Genomic DNA, 26,753 nt, shown 5'->3' with positions numbered 1-26,753 from the left:
CCATACCTAGGGAACTAAGCTGTCGTTCCTAGATGTGAAGATCGATTACTGACACTGCGAATTTGAGTTTGATATTCACACATCACACTCCGATATTGGCCAAACCATCGTTCACTTAGGCATTTTCGCTGATAATCAAGCTTAGGTGCGCAGCCACAAGTTTTGCGCAAGCATAATACCCCTAGATTAAGTTGCATTTTTGGGAGTATTTTCAATGCCAAACAGCACACCAGTTTCCTCTCCTGTCTTAGTCAATACTGATGAGAACAGAGTAACTTCAATTCGAGTCATTTTTCAGGATTCAGATCTCAGCGATACTCATTCCCTCGCTTTGAATTCGGACGAAATGACCGGTTCCGGTACTGTGGTCAGTGATGACACGTTCCATTATGATCCAGGAACAGCGTTTGACTATCTGGCTGTTGGCGAAACTGCAACTGATACGTTTTCATACACGGTGACAGATGCTGCAGGTGCAAGCTCGACCTCAACGGTCACGATAACTATCACCGGGCATAATGATGGACCCGTTGCTGCTGCACTGACATTGGTGACCGATGAGAACACCTCGATCATTATCCTCCCTGATGTAACCGACCCGGACAACAACGATACGCATAGTTTCACAGTAGATACATCCGGCACGATTGGCAGCGTGATAGTAAATGCGGATGGTACTTTCTCATATGATCCAAATGGGAAGTTTGATCACCTCGGAGCCGGTGAGACTGCGACAGATACCTTTACCTATACAGTCACAGATGCAGCTGGAGAGAGCTCTACTGAAACCGTTACGGTTACAATCAATGGCCTCAGCTCAAATACGTCACCTGACACTTTCCCGTATGAGTTCACCACTGACGAAGATACACAAATTGTTTTCCGTACCATCTTCCATGATCCGGATGTAGGCGATACCCACACTTACTCGCTTAATACTGATGGTTTGATAGGAACGTTGACGGAAACAGGTGAGGGTGTTTTCCACTACGACCCAAGTATCGGCTTTGACTATCTGGCTGAGGGAGAAACGGGCACCACCACCTTCACCTACACGGTGACTGACAGCTCTGGGGCAAGTGACACCGATACCGTAACCATCACAGTTACTGGCCGAAATGATGGACCTGTTGCTTCTGCAATGCACGTAAGCACCAGCGAGAGCAAGCCACTTGTGATTTCACCGGACTTTTCCGACCCAGATACATCTGACACTCATACCTTTACCGTTGATACGAGCAGTACCACTGGCACTGTGACGGTCAATGATGATGGTACTTTCACTTATAATCCGAACGGTAAGTTTGATGCGCTGGGTCTTGGAGAAACTGCAACCGATACGTTTACATATACTGTGACGGACGGTTTAGGCGAAAGCTCTAGTGAGATCGTTACAGTCACTATCCAAGGTGAAAGCGATATAACCGTTCTTCCAAGCAAGATCGTTGCATCAGATGGTGAAGAGGATGACTACTTTGGTGACAGTGTACAGATGAACGACCATGGTGTTGTCGTTGTTGGCGCTATTGGTGAAGATGATAAGGGTTCGCGAGCTGGTGCTGTTTATGTCTATACACCTGATGGTGATGGGTATGTTGAAACCAAACTAGTAGCTTCAGATGGTGCAGGTGCAGATATATTTGGTAATCAAAGTGTAATCAATAATTCGGGTGTCATTGCTGTCAACGCGTACTATGACGATGACATGGGTGATCAATCTGGTTCTATTTATGTGTTTACTCCAACAGAGGGTGGGGGGTATTCGGAAACCAAGCTGACGGCATCTGACGGTGTGGCTGACGATTGGTTGGGTCAAACATTGTCGATGAATGCTGATGGTGTGATTGTTGCTAGCGCCTTTAGAACAGGAACTGATAAGATCTATATCTTCACACCGGATGGCTCTGGTGGTTACTCAGAAAGCAAACTAGTTGCTGAAGGCAACGACGGCTTTGGCAGAGGTACAATCAATATCAATGACAATGGCGTGATATTTGCTGATGGCCCAGGCAGCTCAGCTCGTGTATTCACACCAGATGGCTCTGGTGGCTACACTGAGTTGCAGCTTACTGCTCCTGATTCCATAACTAGTTTCGGCATAAGTGGTGCAGTTGAAGGCGATGGTACTATAGTGGTTGGAAGCAATGATGCGCTGTACATCCACGAACCAGATGGTAGTGGGAATTATGTAGTTTCAAAGCTGATCACCGAGTTTGATCGTACTGCAGCAGTCGCCATAAATGAGGCTGGAGTTATTGTCACCAGTGCGACTTCTGGCAAGGGAACTGCTTATGTTTATGTTCCAGATGGCTCTGGTGGTTATAATGAAATCGTTTTGACAGCTCCTGATGGTGTGACAGGAGATAGTTTTGGAAGGTCAATCTCAATCAATGAAGATGGTTTCGTCACAGTTGGTGCGCATCTTGATGATGACATGGGTGGTCAATCCGGTTCTGTGTATGTTTTCAAACCGAGTGATGACGGTAATTATGTCGGTCCAGACGGCACTATTTATGAGCCAACAGAGACACTGCCAGTGATTGAAACCTTTGAGACAACATCTCTCAAAGTTATTGGTAGCGATGCTGCAGAAGTTCTTTTGGGTGGTGCTGAAACAGACATTATCAACGGGAATGGTGGTAATGATGTGATCACAGGTGGTACTGGTGATGATCAGCTGAATGGCGGTGAAGGTAGCGACATATTTGTGTTTGCTGCTGGTGATACCGGCCATGATGTTCTTGCTGACTTCGATGCTGCAGATATCATTCAGGTTGAAACTGCACTGTTCGCCGACTTCACCGCTGTCATGGCTGCAGCTGAGGATAGTGGTTCAAATACAGTGATCACGATCGACGAAGATACCTCTATCACTTTACAAGGTGTCACGACTGCCGAGCTGCAACAGGATGATTTTCTGTTCATCTAGTCTATGCTGAGAAATCCAAGGCGCTCGCAATCATCAGTTGCGGGCGCTAATTTTTGCTATAACCAGACAGCACTCATTTCCATACGGGTTTCACAGCATAATCGGGTCGTGAGCTACATAACAAATTACATAACAATTGCGTATTTTGAGCAATATGAATTTGATATAAATCGAGTTACTATATTGAAATATAAGAGAAAAAAGGATTTAGACTGAAAGCTCGATTTTTTAACGGACTCTCTCCGTGTCCGCCATCTTCTCTTTTTTTGAAAATATGAGTTTGTGAAGGAATAAGCCGAATGGTTTGTTCCTTGGCTGTGTTATTTTGCTCTTAAGTTGGCTTTGCGATGGTCTCTCGTTGCTAGATTGGCACGCATTCTACTTTTTCGATTCTCAATGAACATCTCACCTATTCGAGTTGGTTGGTGTGAGAGGTTGGCTTTTCCTTCTGTCATAGAAACGTAATGTAATGCTCGTTTTGCCAGCTATGTGGGGGAGGTGGGGTGTGACGGTTTTTTGACGGGGTTGCTTTGTGAGTGAGCGTCATTTCGCTGTAACAATCGCGTGTGCCTAGTACGTTAAATTTTAACAGGTACCGGGGTTGAACTCTTGATCCAGTTTGAAAGCGTTAGAAAAGAATTTGGCGCGCATGTTGCTGTCAAAGGGGCGAGCTTCATTGTTGAGAAGCCTCAGATGATCGGCATTATTGGTCGTTCTGGTGCGGGTAAATCCACATTGCTGCGGATGATCAACAGACTTACCCCGGCAACCGATGGGCGTGTCCTTGTTGATGGTGTTGATGTGCTTGCTTTACAGGGGGCGTATAAGCGCCGCTGGCAGCGTGATTGCGCGATGATCTTTCAGCAGTTCAACCTGGTTCCTCGCCTTGATGTTTTAACCAACGTTATGTTGGGGCGTTTGAATGCACACGGAACAGTTTCAAGCATGCTCAAGCTGTTCACTCGCGAAGAGCGTGTTCAGGCTCTGCTGAAACTTGAAAGACTTGGTATTGCTGAAACGGCTTTGAAAAGGGCCGAAAATCTTTCTGGTGGTCAGCAACAGCGTGTTGCGATTGCTCGTGCTCTTATGCAGGAACCGAAAATGCTTTTGGCGGATGAGCCGATTGCTTCGCTGGATCCGATGAATGCGCAAGTGGTGATGGACGCTCTCAAGGCGATCAACACGGAAGATGGCCTGACTGTTATTTGTAATCTCCATACTCTTGATACTGCCCGTAATTACTGCGACCGTGTGATTGGCATGCGTGATGGTGAGATTGTTTTTGATGGGAAACCGGATGAGCTTTCTACCGCAGTGGCCCGTGAGATCTACGGTGCTGACGACAGTTTTGAGGAGGGGATGACCTCAACTTCTCTGGGTAGCGAAGGTGCAAAAATCGCTGCCCTGGAACTGGCGAAAGGCGATGCTTCGCCTGTTGTCTCTGCTGCTGAATAGCAGCGGTTTTAGATTTATATTCTGATATTGGAGTGCTCTGATGAAAATCATCGGTAAAGTCGCTGCAGCTCTTGCTGTTAGCACAACCCTTCTTGCTGCGCCTATGGCTCTGGCTGAAGAGAAAATCACTGAGTTCCGCATTGGTATTCTTGGTGGTGAGAATGAGGCGGATCGTCTTCGTTCCAACCAGTGTCTGGTTGACCGTTTTGAAAAGCTGCTGGGTGTTCCTGTCAAGCTTTTCCCGGCAGCTGATTATGCTGGTACTATTGAAGGCCTGAAGGGCGGGAACCTGGATTATGCCGAACTTGGCGCTTCCGGTTACTCTGCTGTTTATCTGTCAGCTCCTGATGCTGTCGAGCCAGTGCTGACCACCAAGCAGACGGATGGCGCGACAGGTTATTATTCTGTTTTGGTTGCTCGTGCGGATTCTGGCATTGAAACGCTGGAAGACATGAAGGGCAAGCGGATGGGCTTTGCTGACCCTAACTCCACCTCCGGTTATCTGGTTCCTTCTGTTGCGTTTGACGATATGGGCCTGAACCTGAAAGAGTACTTTGCCTCTACGCAGTTCTCTGGTGGACACGAGCAGAACGTTCTTGCTGTTTTGAATGGCGATGTTGACGGTGGCGTCACCTGGGCATCTGGCGTTGGCGAATGGGAAGAGGGCTATACCTCTGGTAACCTGCGTAAGATGGTTGATAAGGGCATGGTTGATATGTCTGATCTGGTTCAGGTCTGGCAGTCTCCGCTGATCCCGAACGGTCCGCTGGTTGTACGTAAGTCGCTTCCATCCGACGTAAAGCAGAAGGTTGTTGCCTCGTTGAAGTCCATGGTGACTGATAATACCGAGTGCTTCTATTCCGCACAGGGTGGTGAGTACGCTGACTTTGTGGAAGTGAACCACGACTTCTACAAGACCATTGTTGAAGCGCGTCGCCGTAAGATCGAAGCAAAAAAAGCTAACTAATTCTCAGAGTAGTAAAGGGGCGCGGATCTGACCGCGCCCTTTCTTTATGGGGGCCGTGGTGGCTCTCATCATTTCCCTGTTTGGAGGATGTTGAAGTGGCCGCTCATCTGGCGCTTGCCGAAGCTTCCCGTCTGGCCGAGATTTCTCAGGTCTATGAGCGTGTTGCCCGGCGCCGAACGCTATATACTCTTTCTCTGCTCGGCCTTTGTGTCCTGAGCATCTTCGGTGGCTTGTTTGTTGCGGACCAAGCAAATTCTGGTGGCTTTTGGACCGGCTTGGGTAAATTCTTTGATTATCCGGCTGAGTTGTTCATTGGTGCTTATGAGGAAGGGCTGGTTGGGCTCTTCGCACTTGTTCTTCAATATCTTCCGTACTTAATCGAGACCGTCAACATCGCCTTGGTCTCAACTCTTCTGGCATTCTTTCTGGGTGGGGCGCTGAGTTTCGTTGCCAGCCGTAACTTGGTGAGCAATCGGCTTGCCGTTGCTGCGATGCGCCGGGTGATGGATATTTTCCGCGCATTTCCAGAGATTGTGATTGCGCTGTTGCTGGTTCTGATTTTTGGGCCAAGTCCGGTTGCTGCTGTGATTGCGGTGACAACGCATACAATTGGTGCACTCGCCAAACAGTTTTCTGAGGTGAATGAGAACTGTGACCTGAAGGCTGCTGAAGGCATTCGCAGTGTCGGTGGCAACTGGCTGGAGCAAATTCGCTTCGGCATTCTGCCTCAAGTGCTTCCAAACTTTTTGTCTTACACGCTGCTTCGGCTGGAAGTGAATGTGCGGGCCTCTGCGATCCTTGGGTTTGTCGGAGCTGGCGGTCTTGGTGCCGAGTTGAAGATGGTTGTCGACTGGAACTATGGGGCTGACATTCTTGTCATCATTTTCATGCTGGTTCTTTCAATCACGTCCATCGATTACCTCAGTGGCTGGATGCGACAAAAACTTATTGGCCAGACGGGGCAAGTTTGATGGAGCGTTCTATGACAGATATTAGTGCCTTGCGTGGGACGTCGCATCATGAAGAGCAACGACTGGAGGAGCTGTATCCCGGTGTTCTCGGGCTGGATTTGAAAAAACGCTTGCTTGGTCCGGTGCTATCGCTGTTGGTTGTTGTTTATTTGGCTCTTTGCTTTTTCGCGTTTGATGTTCCGGGCGTGATGGAGAAGGCCCGTGGGGACATGGCTCAACTGTTTGCGCTGGATGCTTATGCCCACAAGGTGCATGCGAAGTACCAGTTCAAGAAGGCTGATCAGGGGGTCGTTGTTAGCCTGGAGGGCAACAGGCGGGCTATATATAAAGAGCAGCCAGATTGGATTGAGCAATCACGTGGGCAATCCTCCATTCTGCTCGGTGAAGATGGGGTGCTTCAATTTGCAGATGATGTGGTGACTTACACTCATCCAGAGTTTGATGAGCCTTTTACATTCAAAGTTGGAGATGGGGTTCCGCAGTTTATTGGTGGAGCGGAGGCTGACTGGCTCAAGGTCTCGAAAGCCCAGGTTAATGCTCGGCCCTCTTTATATACACGTATCTGGCTGACAAAGAGCAAAGTTGAGGTGCATCGCTATTTCGTTGGGTGGGAGAATTTCTGGTTTGACTTTGACAGCAAGCTGAACGGGCTGAGTGCTGGTCAGCTGATGTCCTTGGCGTTTTCTTCAGAAAGGCTGGATCCTGATGCTTCCAACCTGCGCTTTATGTTCAATGAGTTTTGGATGAACAGCGAGTGGCAGCATGGGGAGGTTTATTTCGCATTGCTGCAAACTCTCATCATGGCCGTGGTCGGTACCTTGATTGCGGGTATTTTAGCGTTGCCGCTTGCGTTTGCTGCTGCTGCGAATGTTAATCCGGTGAGGCTAGCGCGAACAGGTGTGCGCCGGTTCTTCGATTTCCTACGCGGGGTCGATATGCTTATCTGGTCGCTCATCTTTATACGGGCGTTCGGACTTGGGCCGCTCTCCGGGATTTTTGCGATCTTCTTTACCGATACGGGTACTTTCGGCAAGCTGTTCTCTGAGGCGATTGAGAATGCAGATAAGAAACAGGCGGAAGGCGTGCAAGCAACGGGAGCTTCTCCGGTTCAGAAATATCGGTTCGGGCTGTTTCCGCAAATCCTACCTCTCTTTATATCTCAGATGCTTTATTATCTGGAGAGCAATACACGCAGTGCCACCGTGATCGGAGCATTGGGAGCAGGGGGAATAGGCCTAAAGCTTATTGAGACCATGCGAACCAGACAGGATTGGGAGAACACTCTCTACCTGATCTTTCTGATTATTGTGGTGGTGATGATGATGGATCAACTCTCAGGATGGTTACGTCGCAAACTCATTGAAGGCCAAGCCTAGGACAAAACACTCAGTTTTATGGAGGAGGGCAGTTACTCAAGTGGCTGCCCTCTTTGTTTTTGGTAGGCAGTCAGTTGTCCTTCGGGTGAAAAATGCTCGCTGAGGTGGATTTGTCCACATCGTGTAGACTGCAAAAGTTAATGCGTTTTAGGCTGATAAATCGCAGTGATCCTATGTGAATTTAGTTAACTTATTGATTTATATGTATTTTTCTTGGTTGTGTGGAACTGGTGCATTTAGCATCAAAAATATTGATGTATTATTATTTGTTGTTTGTGTTGATGTATTCTTGCAGTCAGTTGCAGCTCACTTGGAAGGAAAAAGCTTTGAGATAGTAGGTTTTTGACTGAATAAGTGACGATTTATGTTTGTTTTTCTTAAGTTATACCGGCCCGGTCTCAACACCTCTCCAGTAACTCGGAACATAACAATAAATTATGGGTTTAATCTTCGCTTTTGCTTTGAAATGGTTTGTTTCTAGTGCGTGTTGCCGTTCTTGGTTTGGCTTATCTCCCCTAAATTCCCTGTGTTATTTGTGCCACATCGTATTTCGATGACTTTCAAACTTCATTTGAATTATTGATTAAAAACTAAAGATCACAAATATTGATGTTGTGAACAGCGCGGGGCGCACTTACCGGTGCCCGCTGAATAAAGTGATGTTTCAAACATTGCTTTGATCAGGATGCGCAAGTGGGGAGCCAGAGTGGTCAGGGATCGACATGTGGTCGAGCTGCTCTGGTTTTAAAGAAAGTTAGAATTATGAATTTCAAGGCTATCGCAATCGCAGCAGCTGCTGCTGCCGCTGCAACTTCCGTTCAGGCTGCTGATCTTCCAGCTGACATCGCACCAGTAGATTACGTTCGCATCAACGATGCATACGGTGCAGGTTTCTTCGTACTGCCAGGCACTGAAACTGCAATCAAAATCGGCGGCCGTGTTCGTGTTGAAGCACGCTTTACAGACCTGCTGGACGATGAAGATTACAGCAGAGAAGACAACAACCACAACTTCCGTTCCCGTGCGAACCTGCGTATTGATACCCGTACACAGTCTGAGCTGGGTCTGATCCGTACATACATGGATTTCCAGTACACTTCGAATTCCGATTCACGTGATTCTGCAGGTGTTAAACTGGACAAGGGTTATGTTCAGATCGGTGGCTTCACTTTCGGTCTTGCAACTTCTGCATTCGATCTTTGGACTGGCGAACTGGCTTCCAACCTGTTTGATCGTCACCTGGCTGATGACACCGTATGGCAGGCATCCTACACTCACGCATTGGGTAATGGCCTGACGATTGCTGCGTCTATTGAAGACAACGCTGACCGCGAGCAGGGTGTATTCGTTGGTACTGACGATCTGAATAAAGCGGGCAACACCCTTCCTTCCTTCGTTGCGAAGGTTCTGTTGAATCAAGGGTGGGGCTATGCTGGTCTTTCTGGTGCTGTAACCAAAGTTGATACATCAGTTGGTCGTGACTCCTCTGAAGTTGGATACGCTGTTGCCGGTGCTGTTGGTTTCAATCTTGACATGATTGCTCCTGGTGACGTGATTAATTTCCAGGCTGCTTATGCAGATGGTGCTATGGCTTATGTTGGTGCTGAAGGCGATGTCGCAGACGCAGTCCTTGACGCTGATGGTGACATTGAAACCAATAAAGCTTGGTCTGTTGCTGGTGGTTATATGCACAATTGGACAAGTGAACTGTCTTCAGGTGTAGAAGCTTCCTACCTAGATGTTGAAGCTGGTGCTGGCGATGCTGACTTCAATCAGGTTGTTGTAGCTGGTACTCTTGAGTACCGTCCAGTTTCCGGTCTGCTGTTCTCTGCTGGCGCTGGTTGGAAGCAGGATGATGTCGATGGTGCATCTAAAGAAGATGCGGGTGTCTTAAACTTCCGCGTACAGCGTTCTTTCTAAGGCTGACTTAAGCCTTAGACCTTCATTGGACTTTCAATAATCCTGATTTTCCAATGACTCTCATTCCCGGTGGTGTCCAAAACCACCGGGTTCCTCTGTTTGAGGCTATGTGTATGCGGGTACTCTTGCCTATTTCTATTTTGAATTTGCATATTAAATTTTAGTCGGCATTTTAATCCCCAGTGCGTAGTTTTTTGCGCGCGTTCAGGGGAATTACGTTCGTCTAGCAGTTAAATGTACCGACCTAGATGCGTTGTGATGTTGTTTATATAATACTATTCAATGGTTTAGAGAAAATTAGAACGACTATGATCTGTGATGTCTGAGTTGAGTGCATCGGGCATCCATAGAAGCTGTTGTGTCAAAAAAAACACACTACTTTAACGTGGTGATGTTTCTCCCCTTTCAAATTACTAGGTTGATATTGCGATCTTCCATCTCGTCGGGCATCAATATGTCCATCGACGCGGTCGAGCCGATTGAATGCTTTGCCAAATTATGGCGAGCCTCTCAGGTTCTCGTGTCGCAGGGAAAAGAGGAAATGTGAGCTGCTCCAAACAGGTCACGCCAGTTTCTTCTTTCTATTGAGAGACATTGGAAGGTCAGAATTATGAACGTTAAAACTCTTGCACTCGCTGCAGCAGCTGCTGCAGCTGCAACTTCTGTACAGGCTGCAGATCTGCCACTCGCTGCTGAGCCAGTAAACTACGTAAAAGCATGTGACGCATTCGGCGCTGGTTACTTCCAGCTGCCAGGCAAAGACACCTGCATCAAACTCGGCGGTCGTATCCGCGCGCAGTACGTAACTCACAATCTTAATGAAGAACTTGAAGATGTTGCTAATGACTACGAAGCATACGTTCGTGGTTACGTGTACTTCACTTCCATGACAGCGACCGATTTCGGAACAATCAAAACCTACACTGAATTGGAAGCTCGTTGGACAGCAGACGGCGAGCGTCAGGGTGTACGTGGAAACGATGCATGGATCCAGCTCGGAACCGACTATGGCTCTTTCCTGTTCGGTCGTGAAGGTTCTGCGTTTGACGAGTTCACTGGCTACACATGGATCGGTCCAGTTGGCGGTGCTTGGTCTGATACAGCAACTTTGCAGGCATCGTTCACTGCAGATCTGGGTAATGGCTTTACAGCGACAGCTTCTCTTGAAGACTCCAGCTACCGTGGTGGTGACGAGAATGCAGTTGATTTCGTTGGTGCTCTGAAGCTTTCCCAAGGTTGGGGCTCCTTCAAACTGGCTGGTGCTGCGCACAACAAAGCTGACGGAGATGGTTACGGCTATGCAGCCGGCGCAACTGCGTCCTTTAACCTTGATATGGTTAAAGAGGGAACTGAAGTCACCTTCCAGGCACAGTACGCTGATGAAGCTGGAAGCTACATCGGTGTCGATGAAGACCTCATCAATGTAGAATTCACTAAAGGTTATAACCTTTCTGCTGGTCTCGAGACCTCTTTGACAGAAAAAGTGTCTGCGCAGCTTGATCTTGCTTATATCGACGTAGAATCTACTATTTCTAGCGACGAAGTCCAAGCTTACAGTGTGAACGGTTCTGTTGTTTACTCTCCAGTTGCAGGTCTTGGTCTTGCTCTTGCAGCAGGTTGGGCTGATGGTGAAGTCAATGATGTGGACGTTGACGATGTAATTCAGGTTGGTGGACGTGTACAGTACACCTTCTAATCTGCGATAAAAATTGATAGCTTAGTGGCTATTTATTTTTGAGCCTTGGCAATTTTGATTGCCGAGGCTTTTTTTTGTGAGCAGGATACACCTCCACCTCCACCTCCACCTCCACCTCCACATACAACTGGAAGAATTCTGCATTTTCCATATGAGATCGAGTGCGCCACAAGCAAACCGTTTTAAAATTTGTAGTAATCTATAGACTTTTAAGGTGGATGTTGGGATCAAGGTGCTGAAATGGAATGCTTAAAATACTTTATTATGACACTGGTGCAATGAGGATACATCGGGCTTCCAATCTTGTTTGATAATGTATACCTATTCGATAGAAGCTCTACACGTATCGTAAGGGCACGCTATTTCTAGTTCTCCAAGCGAAACATTTTGAGCTTTACCTCTGGTGAAGTTCCTCGATCTGCCTATCGCAGTAGAAAGTAACTTGAGTGGATTTGCTGTACTCAAGCTAATGATGAATGAGCCAAGGTTTGCGATACTAGATATTTTCGCCTTAAATCCAAAACTTGCACCGGTTACTGGTGGGGGGCTGGTTGGCCTGCTAACTAAGTCTGGGCTCGCTAAGTTTCTTGCCTATTCCTCGACACCGAGTGGGCACAGGTACTTAAATATTTCAAACCTGCAATCTAAGGAACTTGGGCTTGATTTAGTATCCTGCCTAAAACTGTGGGTTTATTCACAAAAAGAACAGCGATATTGGCGTGTAGAAAAGATTGGAGGGACATTCTATGCGTTACTTAGAGCGGTGTGCGATTAAGTTATTGAAATAATGTAATATAATCTAAAGCTACCCAAATATGGATCTATGTATTGACTACATTACGCAGGCTGTGTTGCCTAGGTTCAACACTTAAAATTTCAGCTCTTTCTTAAAACTCCTGTTGTAAAAACCACACACGTAAAAAATCACAAGTAGAAATAGGCAATTGCGAGACATTGATGGGCTTGCCTAAAACTCCAAATATTGTAATTTCTCCTCACGAACCTTCAGGGGGCTTTCTCTTCAAGTAGGCGCTTGAATTGAGGCGGAGGGTTCAAGGGGACAGTTCAGACACGTTTGATGACGGTGCTCGCACCTGAATTGCGGTTTGATGATCTGTTTTAAATAAAGTTTAAAATCCATATTATGGGAAGCTTGTGATGAACTTCAAGAAAATCGCTATCGCGGCCGCTGCTGCAGCAGCAGCAACTCCAGCAATGGCTGCTGACCTTCCAGTGGTTGCAGAGCCAGTAAACTACGTACAGGCGTGTGACGCATTCGGCGCTGGTTACTTCCAGCTGCCAGGTCAGGATACTTGCATCCGCGTACACGGCCGTATCCGCACTAACTACACTTCTCATGATCTGACCAAAGATTATGCAGCAGCTTCCAACGCATATTCTGCATATGCTCGTGGTTATATTTACCTCGAGTCCATGACTGATACTGAGTTCGCTTCCATTAAGACCTACACTGAACTAACAGGTACTTGGAAAGACGATAATACCAGTGAAGTTGGTACAGGTAACGCATACGTACAGCTCGGCTTTGATAACGTTTCCGTTCTGATCGGTCGCACCGGCGGTGTATTTGATCCATTTGGTGGTTACTCCGAAATCGGTACAATTGGCCCAGTTGCTGGTGGTGAAGATGCGCTGCAGATCTCTGCAACAGCGGATCTTGGTAATGGCCTGACTGCTTCCTTCGGTATCCTGGATTCCAATGCATACGGCGGCGCAAGCAAAGACGCTAACTTTGAAGCTGGACTGTCCTACACCCAGGGTATGTTCTCTACATCCGTATTTGCAGCAGCGCACGCTTACAACAACGACGATTATGGCTTTGCAATTGCCGGTCAGGTTGAGGCGGACGTAACTGAGAGCGTAAAAGTTGGTTTCGGTGCAGCTTATGCTGACTCCGCTCTGTCCTATATCGGTGGTAACAACGAGTTTGCCCAGCTTACTGACGCGCTTGGCGCAACAGGCTACAACCTCGTAGCGGGTGCTGAGTTTGGTCTTTCCGACACTGTTACAGCGGCTCTTGATGCTTCTTACACTTCATTCGAAGTTTCTGGTTTCGATGCAAGTGTAACTACCGTAAACGCTTCTGTTGTTTATGCTCCAGTTGCTGGTCTGAAGTTCGTAGTTGACGGCGGTTTGGCACGTGACTCTGAAGACGGTGAAGTGGCAAAAGTTTCTACTCGTGTTCAGTACTCCTTCTAAGATCTCTTAGATTGAGGGTCTCGGCGGCGGTGTCGCCGGGACCACTTTATAAAGCCTTGATGTGATACCTGCCACAGACTTGCATGTGTAGGCGGTATAGATAGGTACTACTTCAAGATTTTATGAGTTTTGGTTTCGCTCAAAACCTTCTAATCTATATCTGGTTGAAGTTCATATATCCTGATCTTTCAATCAGTCTCTCAGGCCCGGCGGTTCCAACCCGCCGGGCTTTACCATTTGTGCGTGATACTTAAGTTTTCAATGAGTATTACGCCATGGTGACCTCCCAAGATGTGAAATTTTGCTCAGTTGAACTTCCTGACCGTTTCGATTGGGTGAGATAATCCTGCTCAATCCATAGTAATTGCGAAAATTGAACCTTGGCGTAATTGTCTAGTTGCACAGGGGTAGTCATTGCAGCTGATTTTGATCACTGCATTTGTGGGCATTGGGCTACTCCGAGTGACGGATGGAGGTTCAATACTATGACGAAGAAGCTGATATTCCTGCCGGTCTTGCTGTCATTCGGAGTTACAGCACAGGCTACAGACTTGCCTAAACCTGTTTTTGAGGCTGAGCCTGAGCCGCTCAATCTGGTGGAACCCTTAGACTATGTGCAGGTTTGTGATGCGTATGGTGAGGGGTTTTTCTTTATCCCTGGTACGCAGACGTGCCTGCGCTTGAGTGGTCGGGTACGTACCGATGCGCAGTATCGTCGCTTTCCCAAAAAGCCGAGTAACTGGGGCGGCGTGGTTGATTATGATCCTAAAGGGCGTGATTTGAACTCGATGCGCTTTCGTGCTCGCTCCTACATCCGCATGGATGCGCGATCAGAGACCGAGTTTGGGTTTGTTCGCACTTTTTCCGAGCTTAGAGCGACCGTGGATTCAGACACTGAACGATATGGTGACTCTCCGGAAATGGATCTGAACAAGGCCTATATTCAGTTCGGTGGCTTTACGATTGGGCGCACTGGTTCTCTGTTTGATTTCTTTACGGGAGCTACCTTTGGTGCTGTGCATAGGGATTGGTCTGATACCAACTCCTGGGCTGCAGCTTATACGGAGGTGTTTGATGGTGGAGTTTCCGTCACTGTTTCCATTGAAGACCCAGTTTATCGTGCGCATGGCGTGTTTACTGGCGTTGCAAGTGAAAATGGAAAGGCCGGGAATAAGGCCCCTGACGCAGTGGCGGCCTTCCGAATGGATGGCGATTGGGGCAGTGCGAAGCTCGCGGCGGCTGTGACGAATATCAGACCAGAAGCCGCTTATGTACCTGGTGAAGTTGGCTGGGCGTTGGGGGCAGGAATGATAATTAACCTCCCTCAGATGGGTAGTCAGGATGCTATGGCTCTGCAGTTCCAGTATGGAAACGGTGCTGTTTCCTATGTGGGTATTGATGACGATGAAGTTTTTGACGCTTACTACATCAACGGCGATACCAGAAAGACCGAAGCACTATCGTTTTCAGGTGGGCTTACGCATTATGTGACGCCTGAAGTGCGGACAGATTTTGATGCGAGTTACGCGGTTGTTGACACACCAACTGGTGCCGCGCTTCCAGACTTTGATCGGTTTGCTCTGGATTGGGATTTGGTCTGGTCACCGGTCAGTGGAATGGAAATGGGTGTTGACCTTGGCTATGCACGAACATCGCCGGAGGATGAAAAAGACTTTGATGAAGCCAGTGCGCTCTTCAGAGTTCAAAGAACCTTCTAAGACATTAAGTTTCTTGAAGAACTTGGGAGTTGGATCTGATGAGCCAACTCCTCTTTTTTGTGTTTGCTAAGCGTGCTGTCTTATAAAATTGAGGATGCGCGTTTGGGTAGAGTGGTCCCAGAGTAAAGGCGCATGTCCTTGGTTGGGGATGACTGAGAGTTCCATCTTCTCGTGTAACTGCTGCATTTTCTCGACAGTTTTTGCTGTAAGAAGACGTGAGTTTTGTCCATGGAGTAAGAGGTGAGGAAACGGTTTTAGCGCGCTGAAAGACATCCAGAGATCGTCTTCAGATGCTGCTTTCTTGTCTCCACGGAGTGTATCGCCCAAGTGCTTGTCATAGCGTAATGATACGCCGTCGGAATTGGGAGCGTATAATTGATTGGCGAATGTTATCCAATCCGCTTCTGACATGGCTGTGAACGCTGTTGCATGGATGGAAGCGAGGCGCTCTGCTGCGGCTTTCATGTTTGGTTGGGACATGACGGTGCCGACTGAGGCAATGATGTCGTTGAGGGCTGGAGGTTCGATGACTGGGCCTATGTCGTTGATAATGACTGATAGCAGGCGCTCTGGGTATCGTTTGGCCATGGAGAAAGAGTGGAGGCCGCCGCGGGATGTGCCGATGAGTGCAAATTTTTCAAGTCCGAGCGCTTCGATGCCCCTGTCAATATCGTCAGCTTCCTGATCAAGACTGTAGGTCTCAAAATCCTCAGAGTGATCTGACAGGCCACGGCCACGATAATCCATTGCGATGACGCGGTGACCATTTTCTCTCAAAAAGTTTGCTAGGTGATAGAAATCTCTTGTGTTTCTCGTCAGGCCAGAAAGGCAAAGGACTGTTGGGTTGCGGGGAATATCCGGGTCCCAGATGTGTGCAGATAAGGTTAGTTCGTCGCTGGCTTTCCAAGTGAAACGGGTTGCGCCCGCAACGTTTTGAAGGTCGACATCAATGTAATCTGGGGCTTGAAGCATAAGTTCCTCCCGAAATGCTTCGGTGTTTTCAGCGATTACAATGCGGTCCGGTTTAAATTCCGGCTTCTGAAGGGCGCTGTTAGACGGGTTTTCTCAGTGCGTGTGTTTGCTACTGTGAAAACAGCCTGATGAATCGCTGGATCAATTATCCTCACCATAGGGCAGGTTTATGCACGTGTCTTGTCAAAGTTGGAGGGTGAGATACAAGGGTGCCCGGAAGGTTTATGTTCTGTTGCTGACAATAAAAAGCCCGGCTAATTCACCGGGCTTTGATTGTTTCGAGCTGTTTTGTAGTGGGATTAGTAGCCGCGTGTGAGATCTTGTGTGATCGTGAGAGGCTTGTTTTCCAGCTTATAACGGTAGACCTGAAGGTTTTCCGTGATGCGCTGCACGTAGTTCCTCGTTTCCCCGTAAGGGATTGATTCAACCCAATCTATTGGATCTATTTTTGGATCTCGCGGGTCACCAAAGCGCTCAATCCACTCCTTCACTTTGTTTTCACCAGCGTTGTACGCGGCGAAGGTGAGGATGTAGGAGCCACCGAACTCGTCCACCAGCTCTCCCAAAAAGGCTGCGCCGAGTGTGGCGTTGTAGGCTGGGTCAGATGTCAGGCGGGACTTCTTGTAGGAGACCCCCAGATTGCGAGCCGTGTCGCGAGCTGTCCCCGGCATGAGTTGGAGTAATCCCAATGCACCTGCGCTGCTGCGCGCTTTTGGGTTAAATGAGCTCTCTTGTCGAGCAATCGCGTAAACGACTGGTTTTTCTACACCTTTTGTGATGCGTGTTTTGCGCGGAATTGCGTTGGTCGGGTAAGCGAGCGGTGCCGCTTCGACACGTTCTGCCTGCGCCAGACGACCAACCATTGTCGCCCATTGATAGACGCCGCGAGATTCTGCCAGCTCGGTCAGAAGTCTGATTTGACCGTTTGTTGGCAGTGTCCGTGCCAGGTGCGTATAAAACAACAGTGTATCATTGTGCAGTCCGGCTTCATCCATTCGCTTGATGGCTTGTACAAGCTCGTTTTGGTTGAAGGCGGTTCGGTCTGCTGTTGTCACATCCGGTAGGGATGCCAGAGGCATTTGGTTGATGCCGAGTTTGGCGAGTGCCAGTTGACCGTAATATGCAGTTTGGAAAGCGCCTGCCTGTTTATAGTAGTCAACGGCGCCGTCTGTATCTTTCAAAGCTTCGCGGGTGCGGCCCAACCAGTAATAGGCACGGGATAGCGTTTGTGCTGTTTTGCCGAGTTTTACGATGCGTTTAAAATGGGGCTCAGCCAGGCGCGGGTCACCTACATAGCGCAGGGCAAACCAGCCGGCATGGAACTCGGCCTCGACGATCATGCCTGGAGATTCTGCTGCGTGATGGGCTGCTATATTGTAGGCGAGGCGCGGCTTGCCAGCCTCTATCATCTCGCGGGAAATGTCACGGCGTTGCTTCCACCAGCTGTCACCATTGAGCAAGGCGGCCGGATCAGTCGGAGCTGCTTCCATCAACTTTGCAGCGGTGTCGTAATCCCCCTGCAAGCGATAGTGCTGGATGAGTGCAAACTGGTAATTGCTGTCAGATTTCATAGAGCGCGGAACGCTCTTTAACTTGCTGAGCGCATTGCCGTTTTTGCGGATGCTCGCTATGCGGGCTTTGATGTATGTTTGTTCGTCTTTTGACAGTTCGGAAAGCAGGCGTTCTGCTGCGCGTGCTCTGTCACGATACAGGAGCATTTCTGCTCTGAGACGATGATCTTTTTGCCGTAGGAGGCTGCCAAAGGCAGAGCGAATTGTTGCTTCTTCGGGAGCTTCAAAGACGGTTTTTTGCCAGAGTGGGCGAATGAGTTTGGCGGCTTCAGTCTTGTTGCTTTTGGCTAAATGTGCTTTTGCAAGGACAAGTTTGCCGTCCTTTGTTTCCGGGACAGTAGAACCGAATGCTGCGATGATCTGAGCGGGTGTCAGGTTGGATGCGGCGAGGGCGGCTTCTCCACGAGCACGTACGACTTTTGCTGTTGGCCAGTGTGGTGCGCTGGCTGCAAACTGGGCGATATGGGTGACCGGTGTCTTTGGGCCGCCCCGTAGCATAATGAACCAATCCGCCACGCGACGATCAAGATTATCCGGCAAAGCATTTCGAGCGCGCAGCGCTTCGTTCAGCCGTCCGGATTTAACGTGCTGGAGAACGGTTTTAAGTGGTTCAACCGATCCTGTTGCTTGAGCTGTGCTCAATCCCTGTGGATAAGAACTTGTCAGCGCAGCAGTTGCTTCGAGTGCATTTTGCGGGCTGGAAGGGCGGGTCGAAATTGCAGTTCGCCCATTGCTGACAGGTGCAGCGGGGGCATAGCTGGACAGCTGAGAGTTCTGTGTTCCACCTGCGCTGCCCCTGCCAATCACTGGAGGTTTGGAGCGTGGTGTGGCGGCAAGCGATCTGCTTTGAACAGCAGCATGCTGCGTGCTCAAGGCGATAGTGCGCACAACCTTTGCAGGGTTTGGAGCCGGAATAACGCTGTGATTTAAAGAGGATACAGCGGAAAATGCCGATGCGGAAACAGTCGTGGCAATGGCAAATGCACTCACACGTGTCGATACTAGAAGAAACTCACGGATACGCATACTACTCGTCGGCCCGTCTCACCTGAGTGTTGTTTATCCGGCAAAAACGCACCGGACGGTTTAATTCCCAAAAAGTCCCTCATTCTGCTTGCCACAAACAGGGTAAATATCTGTTTAATGTTTCACTCAGGGGACCATAATACTTACAGTCGAAACTGGCCTAAATATGAGCACAAAAAAATTCCCGAATCTTATAAGAGAAGGTCTTGGTGATGTTGCCGAGATAGGCTAGATCACATTATTGTATGCCACCCCTTTGAGGGCACTGGCAAATTTTGCTCTGTATATATGTAATCCAACGAGGAACCTGAGATGTTTAGAGGATCAATTCCAGCACTTGTCACACCTTTCAAGGATGGCAAAGTGGATGAGAAGGCCTTCCAGGAATTCGTGGATTGGCAGATAAAACAGGGCTCCCACGGGCTTGTGCCTGTGGGAACAACCGGAGAAAGCCCAACTCTTTCCTTTGCTGAGCACAAGCGTGTCGTGCAGATGGCTGTTGAGGTTTCTGCTGGCCGTGTCCCTGTTATGGCAGGTGCTGGCTCCAACAATCCGGTTGAAGCAATCGAATTTGCGCAGCACGCTCAGGAAGTGGGGGCAGATGCGATTTTGTCCGTTACGCCTTATTACAACAAGCCTAATCAGGCTGGTTTGAAAGGCCACTTTAAGGCGATTGCTGCTTCTGTAGATCTTCCGATCTACATCTACAACATTCCGGGTCGTTCCATCATTGATATGGAAAGCCAGACGATGGCTGAGCTGTTTCATGAAGTGGACAACATTGTCGGTGTAAAAGATGCGACGGCAAACCTTGCCCGGGCTTCTGAGCAACGCCATTTATGTGGTCATGACTTCATTCAGCTTTCTGGTGAAGATATCACTGCACTTGGCTTTAATGCTCACGGTGGTCAGGGCTGTATTTCTGTGACAGCAAACATTGCGCCTGCGCTGTGTTCTCAGTTTCAGGAAGCGTGCCTTGCAGGCGACTTTGTAACTGCGCTTTCCATTCAGGATCGTCTTGCACCGCTGCATCAGGCCCTGTTCATTGAGCCAAATCCAGCTGGTCCAAAGTATGCTTTGTCTCTGCTTGGCAAAATGGAGAACGAGTTGCGCCTGCCTTTGGTCACAGTAAGTGAAGAAACTCAGGAAAGCATTCGCAAGGCTATGGTTCATGCAGGCCTGATCAATTAAGCTATTGCTCCGCGCACCTAATATGAGTGTGCGCGGAGACATTTATTGAATGAAATAAGGAAAAGAAATGGCTGCCAAAAAAGGTGGCGTTCCCGGGCGCAAGGTTGTTGCGGATAACCGGAAGGCCCGTTTTAACTACGAAATTGAAGATGTGTTTGAGGCTGGTATTGAGCTGAGGGGCACTGAAGTAAAGTCTCTTCGCCAAGGCAAAAGCAATATTGCTGAAAGCTATGCTGCTGAGTACCGGGGGGAGATGATGGTCTACAACGTCTACATCCCTGAATACACGCAGGGTAACCGCTTTAACCATGAACCTCGCCGTCCTCGAAAACTGCTGATGCATCGCCGCGAGTTGAACAAGCTGTTTGCTGCCGTTCAAAAAGAAGGCAAGACCATCGTGCCCCTGAAGATCTACTTTAATGAAGATGGGCGGGCAAAGATGGAAGTCGCTTTGGGCCGTGGTAAAAAAGCTCACGATAAGCGCCAGACCGAAAAAACACGCGACTGGAACCGCGAAAAGCAACGCTTGCTTAAGAACGGCTAGAGCATCTCACATCGCTGGTGATGCTCCAGCTTTTGGCCTTACGCCTGCAAAGATAAGGCTGGTCCGAGAACTTGCTGGAAAGTTGCATTCCTTCTAATAAGGGGCAACTGTGTTTGGAGGTGGAGCGGATGTCTAGCGAAACAGTGTTGTTGTTGCCCGATCTTGCGAGGCAGATTGCAGAAGTTGCAACGCTCGAAGGTGAGTTTGTGCTGCGTTCCGGGCAGGTTTCTGAGCGTTACTTCGATAAGTACAGCTTCGAAGGACTTCCTCACATTTTGCGACCGCTCGCACGGGCAATGAGCGAGCTGCTTCCGCCTGAAACGGAAATTATCGCTGGTCTTGAGCTTGGAGGTGTCCCTCTTGTTACTGCGATGTCTCTGGAAACTGGCCTTCCTGCAGCGTTTGTTCGAAAAGAGCCTAAATCTTACGGTACGTGTCGTGCGATCGAAGGACAAAATCTGACTGGGCGAAAAGTGGTCTTCGTAGAAGACGTTATCTCAACTGGTGGGGCTGTTGCTGATGCATTGCGTTTAGCTACGCAAGAGGGGGCAGATGTTCGCGCCGTTGTTTGCGCAATTTGGCGAGGGGACGGTGCTCCTGCAATTCACGCTGCTCCTGAGTTGCCTGTCTATCCGGTTTTTACGCGGAGCGACCTTGAGACATCGCTCGGTGATCAGGCAAACCAAATGGAAACTCAGTGAATCGGTTTGAAGTGATTTTGCCTTTGTTTGCGCGTGCTTCGCTCGCAAGTGTATCGAGACCTGTTTCTGTTAGCTCAAAGTGCGGGCTAAAGAGCTCTGATTGTTCTGGAGTGTTTTGAATGAAAGTCGTTGTTGCCTCTCAAAATCCGGTCAAGGTGAATGCGACGCTTGAGGCGTTCAGGGCTCAGTTTCCGGCTGATGATATTGAGCTGGTTTCTGCAAGTGTTCCTTCTGGTGTTTCTGATCAGCCAATGAGTGATGAGGAAACGCGTCAAGGTGCTGTGGTGCGTGCTGAGAACGCTTTGGAAGCGCAAGCTGATGCAGACTTTGGTGTCGGGCTGGAAGGCGGTATCTGTGAGCTGCACGGCATTGCCTACACGTTTGCATGGATGGTTGTGATATCACGGGAAGGACAGATTTCTGCCAGCCGTTCCATGCTGCTGCCACTGCCAGAGAAAGTCATGCAGTTGGTGCGTTCTGGGATGGAACTCGGGCACGCTATTGACGAGGTCTTTGGGACAGAGAATATCAAGCACAAGGGCGGGGCATTTGGGCTGCTGACGAGTGATCGCATGACGCGGCAATCGGTCTACGTCGATACGCTCTTTTGTGCGCTACTACCGTTCAGATCTCCAGCATTTAGAGATGCTTAGCAGGTGTTGCTGAGAGGTAGATTCATCTGAAACGAAAAACAGAGCCCTTGAGGCTCTGTTTTTGTAGGTACTAGGTAGATTGCGCAGAATTAGATTCTGAGTATCGCTTTAACCTGTTGAACTTCCATCGAACTTGTTGGTTCGTGGGAAGCCGTTTGGTGGTAGGCGTCCGGCTTGACCGCGGTCGCCGCGCCAGTCTTGCATTTCTTCCAGAGTGCGCTTGAAGGTGCGACCAGATGCATCTGTCCATGTCAGGCCTTCTTCTGAGCTGAAGGTCTTGATATCGGAGATGCCGCCATCTCTGTAGCGCTGCAGGCGCACGCCTCGACCGCGCGTCATGACTGCGATTTGCGCAAGCGGGAAGGTGAGGAGTTTTCTGTTGTGGCCGATGACCGCGACATAGTCTCCCATAGCCGGTACGCACAGGACAGCCTTTGCTGGGGCTGTAACGTTGAGCACCTGTTTCCCTTTGCGGGTGTTGGCGATCACATCCTTTTCCTGAACTACAAAACCATATGCTCCATCGGTGCACATGAGGAGTTTGCGCTCAGGGTCATGTACGAAGGCGCTGATGATTTCCTGCGTCTCGTCCATATCCAGCATCAGGCGGATTGGTTCACCGTGGCCGCGGCCGCCTGGTAGCTTATCTGCGCCGAGGGTATAGAACTTACCACCACTGGTGAAGATCAGGATCTTGCTGGTGGTTTCTGCATGGAAGGAAAGGTGCAGCTGATCGCCTTGCTTGAAGGTGAGAGTGCTGACGTCCTGTACATGGCCCTTAAGTGTTCTGATCCAGCCTTTTTCTGAGATAACAACCGTGATCGGTTCTTTCTCAATCATAGCCTGGTGGATCTCTTCCAGATCGTGGTCCGTTGCAGTGCTGAAGTCTGTTCTGCGCTTGCCGATTTCGGTCTCAGGGCCGTAGGCCTTACCGATCTCGCCGACTTGTTTGGAAACGCGGTTCCACTGTTTCTTGTCGGAGGCGAGGAGAGCTTCCAGACCTGATTTTTCTTTAGAGAGTTTGTCGTGTTCTTTCCTGATCTCGAACTCTTCGAGCTTGCGCAAGGAGCGCAGGCGCATGTTCAAGATGGCTTCAGCCTGAACGTCTGTCAGCTCAAACGCGCGAATGAGAGACGCCTTGGCATCATCTTCTTCGCGGATGATGCGGATGACTTCATCAATGTTCAGGTAGGCAATGAGGTAGCCTTCCAGAACTTCCAGACGGTGGTTGATCTGGTCAAGTCTGTGATTGGAGCGGCGGACCAGAACTTCTTTCTGGTGCTCTAGCCACTCCTGCAGGACTTCCTTCAGGTTCATGACCTTTGGCACAACGCCTTTGGACAGAACGTTCATGTTCAGCGAGAATCTGTTTTCTAGATCCGTCAGCTTGAACAGGGAGGCCATGAGGAGTTCAGGGTCAACGTTTTTGTTGCGTGGCACCAGAACCACGCGCACGTCTTCAGCGGACTCATCGCGAACATCATCCAGCAACGGCAGTTTGCGTGCCATGAGGAGTTCTGCGATTTTCTCGATCAGACGGGACTTTTGAACGACGTATGGAATCTCAGTAACAACGATGTTGTAGGTGCCGCGCTGGCCTTCCTCTTTGTGCCATTTCGCACGTGTCCGGAAGCTGCCGCGGCCAGTCTTGTAGGCTTCTACAATGGAGCCCTGATCGTTGACAATTGTGCCGCCGGTTGGGAAATCCGGGCCCTTGATGTGCTCAAGAAGCTCTTCGATTTCCGCATCCGGTTTGGAAATCAGAAGCTGGCAGGCGTTGCAGAGCTCATAGGCATTGTGCGGGGGTATGGATGTTGCCATGCCCACTGCGATGCCTGTGGAGCCGTTTGCCAGAAGGTTCGGGAAGCTGCCGGGAAGAACGACTGGTTCGGAATCCAGACCGTCGTAGGTTTCACGGAAGTCGACAGCGTTCTCGTTGAGGCCATCCAGAATGCGGGTGGCCACGTCGGTCATGCGGGCTTCGGTGTAACGCATCGCAGCGGCGCTATCGCCGTCGATGTTACCGAAGTTGCCTTGACCATCCACCATCGGGTAGCGAACGGAGAAATCCTGTGCGAGACGGACAAGGGCGTCGTAGATGGCGGCGTCACCGTGTGGGTGATATTTACCCATGACGTCACCGACAACACGCGCACACTTCTTAAAGCCCTGATTTGGATCGAGCTTTAAAAGGCGCATGCCATACAAAATCCGTCGGTGCACCGGCTTCAGGCCATCGCGTACATCTGGCAGTGCGCGATGCATGATGGTTGTCAGAGCGTAGCTGAGGTAGCGCTCTTCCAGTGCATCTTTAAGATTGATTGTTTCCGGGCCATCATGGCCGATCACTTCCTGTCCCATGACACTTGGTTATCGTTCTTGGCTTGTTCTGTCCATGCTAACGCACCGTTCTACCTATGAAATCCTCAGAAAACAGCGCTTTTTCAAGGTTTAATCCTGTGTAGCGGGCATGCGTTTTGCGACTCACTGTGGTGATTACTTAGAGCACGTCACGTTCATTGGTATTCACGCATCATGCTCGATCATTTTTGATGGAGCGAATTCTCGCCAATCGACCGCAACTAGCAGAGGCAACAGGTGGTTTCGATTATTACTCAGATTTGCAGCGGTGGTTTAAGCCGACCTGATTTTTGCTCGGCTATCCTAGAGAGTGCACATGGCAGGATGTTGTCGCTGTTTGGGAGATAACATGTTGAATGACTGGAGGTTATAGTGAGGAAGCAAAGCTTGGCGTTGAAAGGTCTTATGGCGGTGTTTGGAGTTGTGGCAATCACGGCTTGCAGCCATGCTGCGGATCATGGGAGAACAGCTCAAGGTGCATCTGATCAGCAAGCGCCATCTTCGGAAGGCGCAGGGCAGGGCACGGTCGTTGAGGCGCCCGGTGTGCTTCGCAGCTGGTATCAGCCTCCACCAGAGGATCAGCACCCTTATGTGCCGCCGCCCAAGAAACGTTATATTCCGCTGGGAGGAGACAGTACTGGTCCGGTGATTGTTTTGCCGGGTGGGAATGGGCCGCAATCTGATTGATAGGCTTAGTGTGGCTTCGTTTCAGTCGGGCAGGTCTGCGAAGTCTTTTTTGAGCGCGGTTACATAATTGTCTCGCGCAGGAGGCCATGCAATGCTGCGCGGCTCATAGATGTATTTGAACAGGAAATAGCCGGTGAGTGAGAACCCTGCTTCCATATCCCCCTTCGAGATTTGAATGTTCTGGGAGAGCCGCGACTCGGGCGCTTTCAGGAACTCTGGCAGTGTGAGGAGCTTGGCGGCGTAAGGTTGTCCGGCTGTTTTACAAACTGCTCGGCCTGATTTGGGTGAAACCCAGATCAGTTCCTCGGTGACACCAGTGGCTGCGCATTCTGAGAGGTCCAGGCCGAAACCAAGCTCATTGAGCAGTTCCAGCTCGAAGCGGAGCACGAGGGCTGCACCAATTCGAGGGTCTTCCAGATGGTCAAGAATGACGTCCAGCGCGTGAAACAGATTGGGATGTGGATCGCGCTCGGGAAGAAGGCGGGCTTGCGCACACAGGCTTTGCAGGCCGTGAATGGCTCTTGCAGTTTGCATGAGGTGGGCGGCACGTAATTGCAGGGGCTCAACTGTAAAGAAGCCCAGATGTTCATCCAACCTCGCGCGCCAGGTGAGGTTGAGATGATTACCCAGTTGCAGGGCAGGTTGCTGGCGACGTGATCTGCCGCCGCGCACCAAGCCCAGGCAGCGGCCTTTGTCCGGTGTCAGAACTTCAAGCAGGATGTTGTTTTCACCCTGCTTGCGCGTTCCAATGACGATGCCTTCTGCCTGCCACTGCATAATTGTGCTCATTAAGCGCAGCGTATCCTTGTCCGAAAACCGGATCCGCTTTTCGAGGATACGCTAGTGTGGGAAGTCCAATCCCATGTTGCGATAACGTTCTGGATCATCGGACCAGTTTTCACGCACTTTCACAAACACAAAGAGATGGATTGTGGTCTCAAAGGCTTCTGTGAGCTCTTCACGTGCAGCTTTTGAGATCGCTTTGATGGTCTGACCGTTCTTGCCCAGCACAATTGACTTTTGACTGTCGCGTTCAACGAAGATTGTCTGCTCGATACGGATGGAGCCATCTTTCTTATCTTCCCACTTATCGGTCTCGACAGTGGAGATGTAAGGCAGTTCTTCATGAAGGCGCAGGTAAAGCTTCTCGCGGGTGATCTCAGCAGCCAACATACGCAGTGGGATGTCGGAGGCCTGATCTTCCGGATAGAGCCATGGGCCTTTTGGCATCTGATCGGAGAAGTACTTCAGGATGTCCTTTGTACCGGAACCGTTGATAGCAGAGACCATGAAGGTCTGATCAAACTTGGTGTACTCGTTGGCTTTTGCCGCAAGTGCCAGAAGTTGATCGCGCTTGGTGATGTCGATCTTGTTGAGGATCAGAACTTTCGGGAGTTTGATGTGCTCCAATTCGTTCAAAATACGCTCGACAGACTCATTGATGCCTTTCTTGGCGTCGATGAGAACGGCAACGACGTCAGCGTCCTTGGCTCCGCCCCATGCTGTGTCGACCATTGCGCGGTCAAGACGGCGTTTCGGGCGGAAGATGCCTGGTGTGTCAACGAAGATAACCTGGCTGTCGTCTTCAATCGCAACACCGCGTACGATTGCGCGTGTTGTCTGCACCTTGTGGGTGACGATTGAAACCTTCGTGCCAACCAACTGGTTCAGCAGCGTCGACTTGCCCGCATTTGGCGCGCCAATCAACGCGACAAAGCCAGCGCGTGTGTTTTCGTTGAGTTTGCCGAGGTTGAAGTTCATACCCTCTGGCAGGTCATTGTTGTTGTTTTCGTCG

General features: G+C 49.6%; 20 protein-coding genes. 15 read left to right on the top strand and 5 right to left on the bottom strand.

Annotated features, from left to right (window positions below; genetic code table 11):
* The first annotated feature begins 214 nt into the window (after positions 1-214).
* From PsW74_RS05675 to PsW74_RS05630, 10 genes are all read left to right on the top strand, one after another.
* Positions 215-2,929 carry a VCBS domain-containing protein gene (locus tag PsW74_RS05675; RefSeq protein ID WP_063305817.1) on the top strand — a complete coding sequence of 905 codons (2,715 nt, stop codon included), beginning with the start codon at positions 215-217 and terminating at the stop codon, positions 2,927-2,929.
* Between the two features lie 609 nt (positions 2,930-3,538).
* A complete protein-coding gene (phnC, locus tag PsW74_RS05670; protein WP_063289229.1) occupies positions 3,539-4,384 on the top strand; it encodes a phosphonate ABC transporter ATP-binding protein in 846 nt (281 codons plus the stop codon).
* Between the two features lie 40 nt (positions 4,385-4,424).
* Positions 4,425-5,351 (top strand): phosphonate ABC transporter substrate-binding protein, encoded by a 927-nt coding sequence (gene phnD, locus PsW74_RS05665; RefSeq protein WP_063289228.1) that lies wholly within the window; start codon positions 4,425-4,427, stop codon positions 5,349-5,351.
* A gap of 95 nt (positions 5,352-5,446) precedes the next feature.
* Positions 5,447-6,322: a phosphonate ABC transporter, permease protein PhnE gene (gene phnE / locus PsW74_RS05660; protein WP_208987857.1), complete on the top strand. Its 876-nt coding sequence runs from the start codon at positions 5,447-5,449 to the stop codon at positions 6,320-6,322.
* An 11-nt stretch (positions 6,323-6,333) separates the two neighbouring features.
* A complete protein-coding gene (gene phnE / locus PsW74_RS05655) occupies positions 6,334-7,698 on the top strand; it encodes a phosphonate ABC transporter, permease protein PhnE (RefSeq protein WP_063289385.1) in 1,365 nt (454 codons plus the stop codon).
* A 762-nt stretch (positions 7,699-8,460) separates the two neighbouring features.
* Positions 8,461-9,618 carry a porin gene (locus tag PsW74_RS05650; RefSeq protein ID WP_063289226.1) on the top strand — a complete coding sequence of 386 codons (1,158 nt, stop codon included), beginning with the start codon at positions 8,461-8,463 and terminating at the stop codon, positions 9,616-9,618.
* A 610-nt stretch (positions 9,619-10,228) separates the two neighbouring features.
* Positions 10,229-11,314, top strand: coding sequence for a porin (locus PsW74_RS05645; protein WP_063289225.1), 1,086 nt, complete (start codon positions 10,229-10,231; stop codon positions 11,312-11,314).
* Positions 11,315-11,717: 403 nt separating this feature from the next.
* Positions 11,718-12,089 carry a hypothetical protein gene (locus PsW74_RS05640; protein WP_063289224.1) on the top strand — a complete coding sequence of 124 codons (372 nt, stop codon included), beginning with the start codon at positions 11,718-11,720 and terminating at the stop codon, positions 12,087-12,089.
* Between the two features lie 383 nt (positions 12,090-12,472).
* Positions 12,473-13,534 (top strand): porin, encoded by a 1,062-nt coding sequence (locus PsW74_RS05635; RefSeq protein ID WP_063289223.1) that lies wholly within the window; start codon positions 12,473-12,475, stop codon positions 13,532-13,534.
* A 485-nt stretch (positions 13,535-14,019) separates the two neighbouring features.
* On the top strand, positions 14,020-15,252 hold the full coding sequence (locus PsW74_RS05630) for a porin (protein ID WP_063289222.1): 1,233 nt from the start codon (positions 14,020-14,022) through the stop codon (positions 15,250-15,252).
* Between the two features lie 66 nt (positions 15,253-15,318).
* On the opposite strand, the gene PsW74_RS05625 is transcribed toward PsW74_RS05630, so the two are convergent.
* Together PsW74_RS05625 and PsW74_RS05620 are read right to left on the bottom strand one after the other, a co-directional pair.
* Positions 15,319-16,224, bottom strand: a complete 906-nt coding sequence (locus PsW74_RS05625) for an alpha/beta hydrolase (RefSeq protein ID WP_063289221.1) — start codon at positions 16,222-16,224, stop codon at positions 15,319-15,321.
* A gap of 299 nt (positions 16,225-16,523) precedes the next feature.
* Complete coding sequence (locus PsW74_RS05620) at positions 16,524-18,821, bottom strand: transglycosylase SLT domain-containing protein (protein WP_063289220.1); 2,298 nt, start codon at positions 18,819-18,821, stop codon at positions 16,524-16,526.
* 312 nt (positions 18,822-19,133) lie between these two features.
* Between PsW74_RS05620 and dapA the strand changes: the two genes are divergently transcribed.
* From dapA to yjjX, 4 genes are all read left to right on the top strand, one after another.
* Positions 19,134-20,012: a 4-hydroxy-tetrahydrodipicolinate synthase gene (dapA, locus tag PsW74_RS05615; protein WP_063289219.1), complete on the top strand. Its 879-nt coding sequence runs from the start codon at positions 19,134-19,136 to the stop codon at positions 20,010-20,012.
* A 67-nt stretch (positions 20,013-20,079) separates the two neighbouring features.
* Complete coding sequence (smpB, locus tag PsW74_RS05610) at positions 20,080-20,556, top strand: SsrA-binding protein SmpB (protein ID WP_057464271.1); 477 nt, start codon at positions 20,080-20,082, stop codon at positions 20,554-20,556.
* Between the two features lie 128 nt (positions 20,557-20,684).
* Complete coding sequence (pyrE, locus tag PsW74_RS05605) at positions 20,685-21,257, top strand: orotate phosphoribosyltransferase (RefSeq protein ID WP_063289218.1); 573 nt, start codon at positions 20,685-20,687, stop codon at positions 21,255-21,257.
* Positions 21,258-21,376: 119 nt separating this feature from the next.
* Positions 21,377-21,910, top strand: coding sequence for an inosine/xanthosine triphosphatase (yjjX, locus tag PsW74_RS05600; protein ID WP_063289217.1), 534 nt, complete (start codon positions 21,377-21,379; stop codon positions 21,908-21,910).
* 108 nt (positions 21,911-22,018) lie between these two features.
* Here yjjX and parC read toward each other — a convergent pair whose 3' ends face one another.
* Positions 22,019-24,271: a DNA topoisomerase IV subunit A gene (gene parC, locus PsW74_RS05595; protein ID WP_063289216.1), complete on the bottom strand. Its 2,253-nt coding sequence runs from the start codon at positions 24,269-24,271 to the stop codon at positions 22,019-22,021.
* Positions 24,272-24,643: 372 nt separating this feature from the next.
* Between parC and PsW74_RS05590 the strand changes: the two genes are divergently transcribed.
* Positions 24,644-24,958, top strand: coding sequence for a hypothetical protein (locus tag PsW74_RS05590; protein WP_208987856.1), 315 nt, complete (start codon positions 24,644-24,646; stop codon positions 24,956-24,958).
* 21 nt (positions 24,959-24,979) lie between these two features.
* Here the strand turns inward: PsW74_RS05590 and recO are convergent, their stop codons facing one another.
* A complete protein-coding gene (recO, locus tag PsW74_RS05585; protein WP_063289214.1) occupies positions 24,980-25,735 on the bottom strand; it encodes a DNA repair protein RecO in 756 nt (251 codons plus the stop codon).
* A gap of 63 nt (positions 25,736-25,798) precedes the next feature.
* Positions 25,799-26,719, bottom strand: a complete 921-nt coding sequence (era, locus tag PsW74_RS05580; RefSeq protein WP_063289384.1) for a GTPase Era — start codon at positions 26,717-26,719, stop codon at positions 25,799-25,801.
* Positions 26,720-26,753 lie beyond the last annotated feature (34 nt).

Source organism: Pseudovibrio sp. W74 (assembly GCF_001623085.1).
GTDB lineage: Bacteria > Pseudomonadota > Alphaproteobacteria > Rhizobiales > Stappiaceae > Pseudovibrio.
This window is presented reverse-complemented; position numbering and strand designations above follow the sequence as displayed.

Bases quoted from the DNA above. Each gene is read 5' to 3' on its own strand.
- PsW74_RS05645 (WP_063289225.1), top strand. From the start codon at position 10,229: ATGAACGTTAAAACTCTTGCACTCGCTGCAGCAGCTGCTGCAGCTGCA.
- phnE (WP_063289385.1), top strand. From the start codon at position 6,334: ATGACAGATATTAGTGCCTTGCGTGGGACGTCGCATCATGAAGAGCAA.
- PsW74_RS05675 (WP_063305817.1), top strand. From the start codon at position 215: ATGCCAAACAGCACACCAGTTTCCTCTCCTGTCTTAGTCAATACTGAT.
- PsW74_RS05630 (WP_063289222.1), top strand. From the start codon at position 14,020: ATGACGAAGAAGCTGATATTCCTGCCGGTCTTGCTGTCATTCGGAGTT.
- PsW74_RS05635 (WP_063289223.1), top strand. From the start codon at position 12,473: ATGAACTTCAAGAAAATCGCTATCGCGGCCGCTGCTGCAGCAGCAGCA.
- era (WP_063289384.1), bottom strand. From the start codon at position 26,719: ATGAACTTCAACCTCGGCAAACTCAACGAAAACACACGCGCTGGCTTT.
- phnD (WP_063289228.1), top strand. From the start codon at position 4,425: ATGAAAATCATCGGTAAAGTCGCTGCAGCTCTTGCTGTTAGCACAACC.
- parC (WP_063289216.1), bottom strand. From the start codon at position 24,271: ATGGGACAGGAAGTGATCGGCCATGATGGCCCGGAAACAATCAATCTT.
- smpB (WP_057464271.1), top strand. From the start codon at position 20,080: ATGGCTGCCAAAAAAGGTGGCGTTCCCGGGCGCAAGGTTGTTGCGGAT.
- yjjX (WP_063289217.1), top strand. From the start codon at position 21,377: ATGAAAGTCGTTGTTGCCTCTCAAAATCCGGTCAAGGTGAATGCGACG.
- PsW74_RS05650 (WP_063289226.1), top strand. From the start codon at position 8,461: ATGAATTTCAAGGCTATCGCAATCGCAGCAGCTGCTGCTGCCGCTGCA.
- PsW74_RS05625 (WP_063289221.1), bottom strand. From the start codon at position 16,224: ATGCTTCAAGCCCCAGATTACATTGATGTCGACCTTCAAAACGTTGCG.
- recO (WP_063289214.1), bottom strand. From the start codon at position 25,735: ATGCAGTGGCAGGCAGAAGGCATCGTCATTGGAACGCGCAAGCAGGGT.
- dapA (WP_063289219.1), top strand. From the start codon at position 19,134: ATGTTTAGAGGATCAATTCCAGCACTTGTCACACCTTTCAAGGATGGC.
- pyrE (WP_063289218.1), top strand. From the start codon at position 20,685: ATGTCTAGCGAAACAGTGTTGTTGTTGCCCGATCTTGCGAGGCAGATT.
- PsW74_RS05620 (WP_063289220.1), bottom strand. From the start codon at position 18,821: ATGCGTATCCGTGAGTTTCTTCTAGTATCGACACGTGTGAGTGCATTT.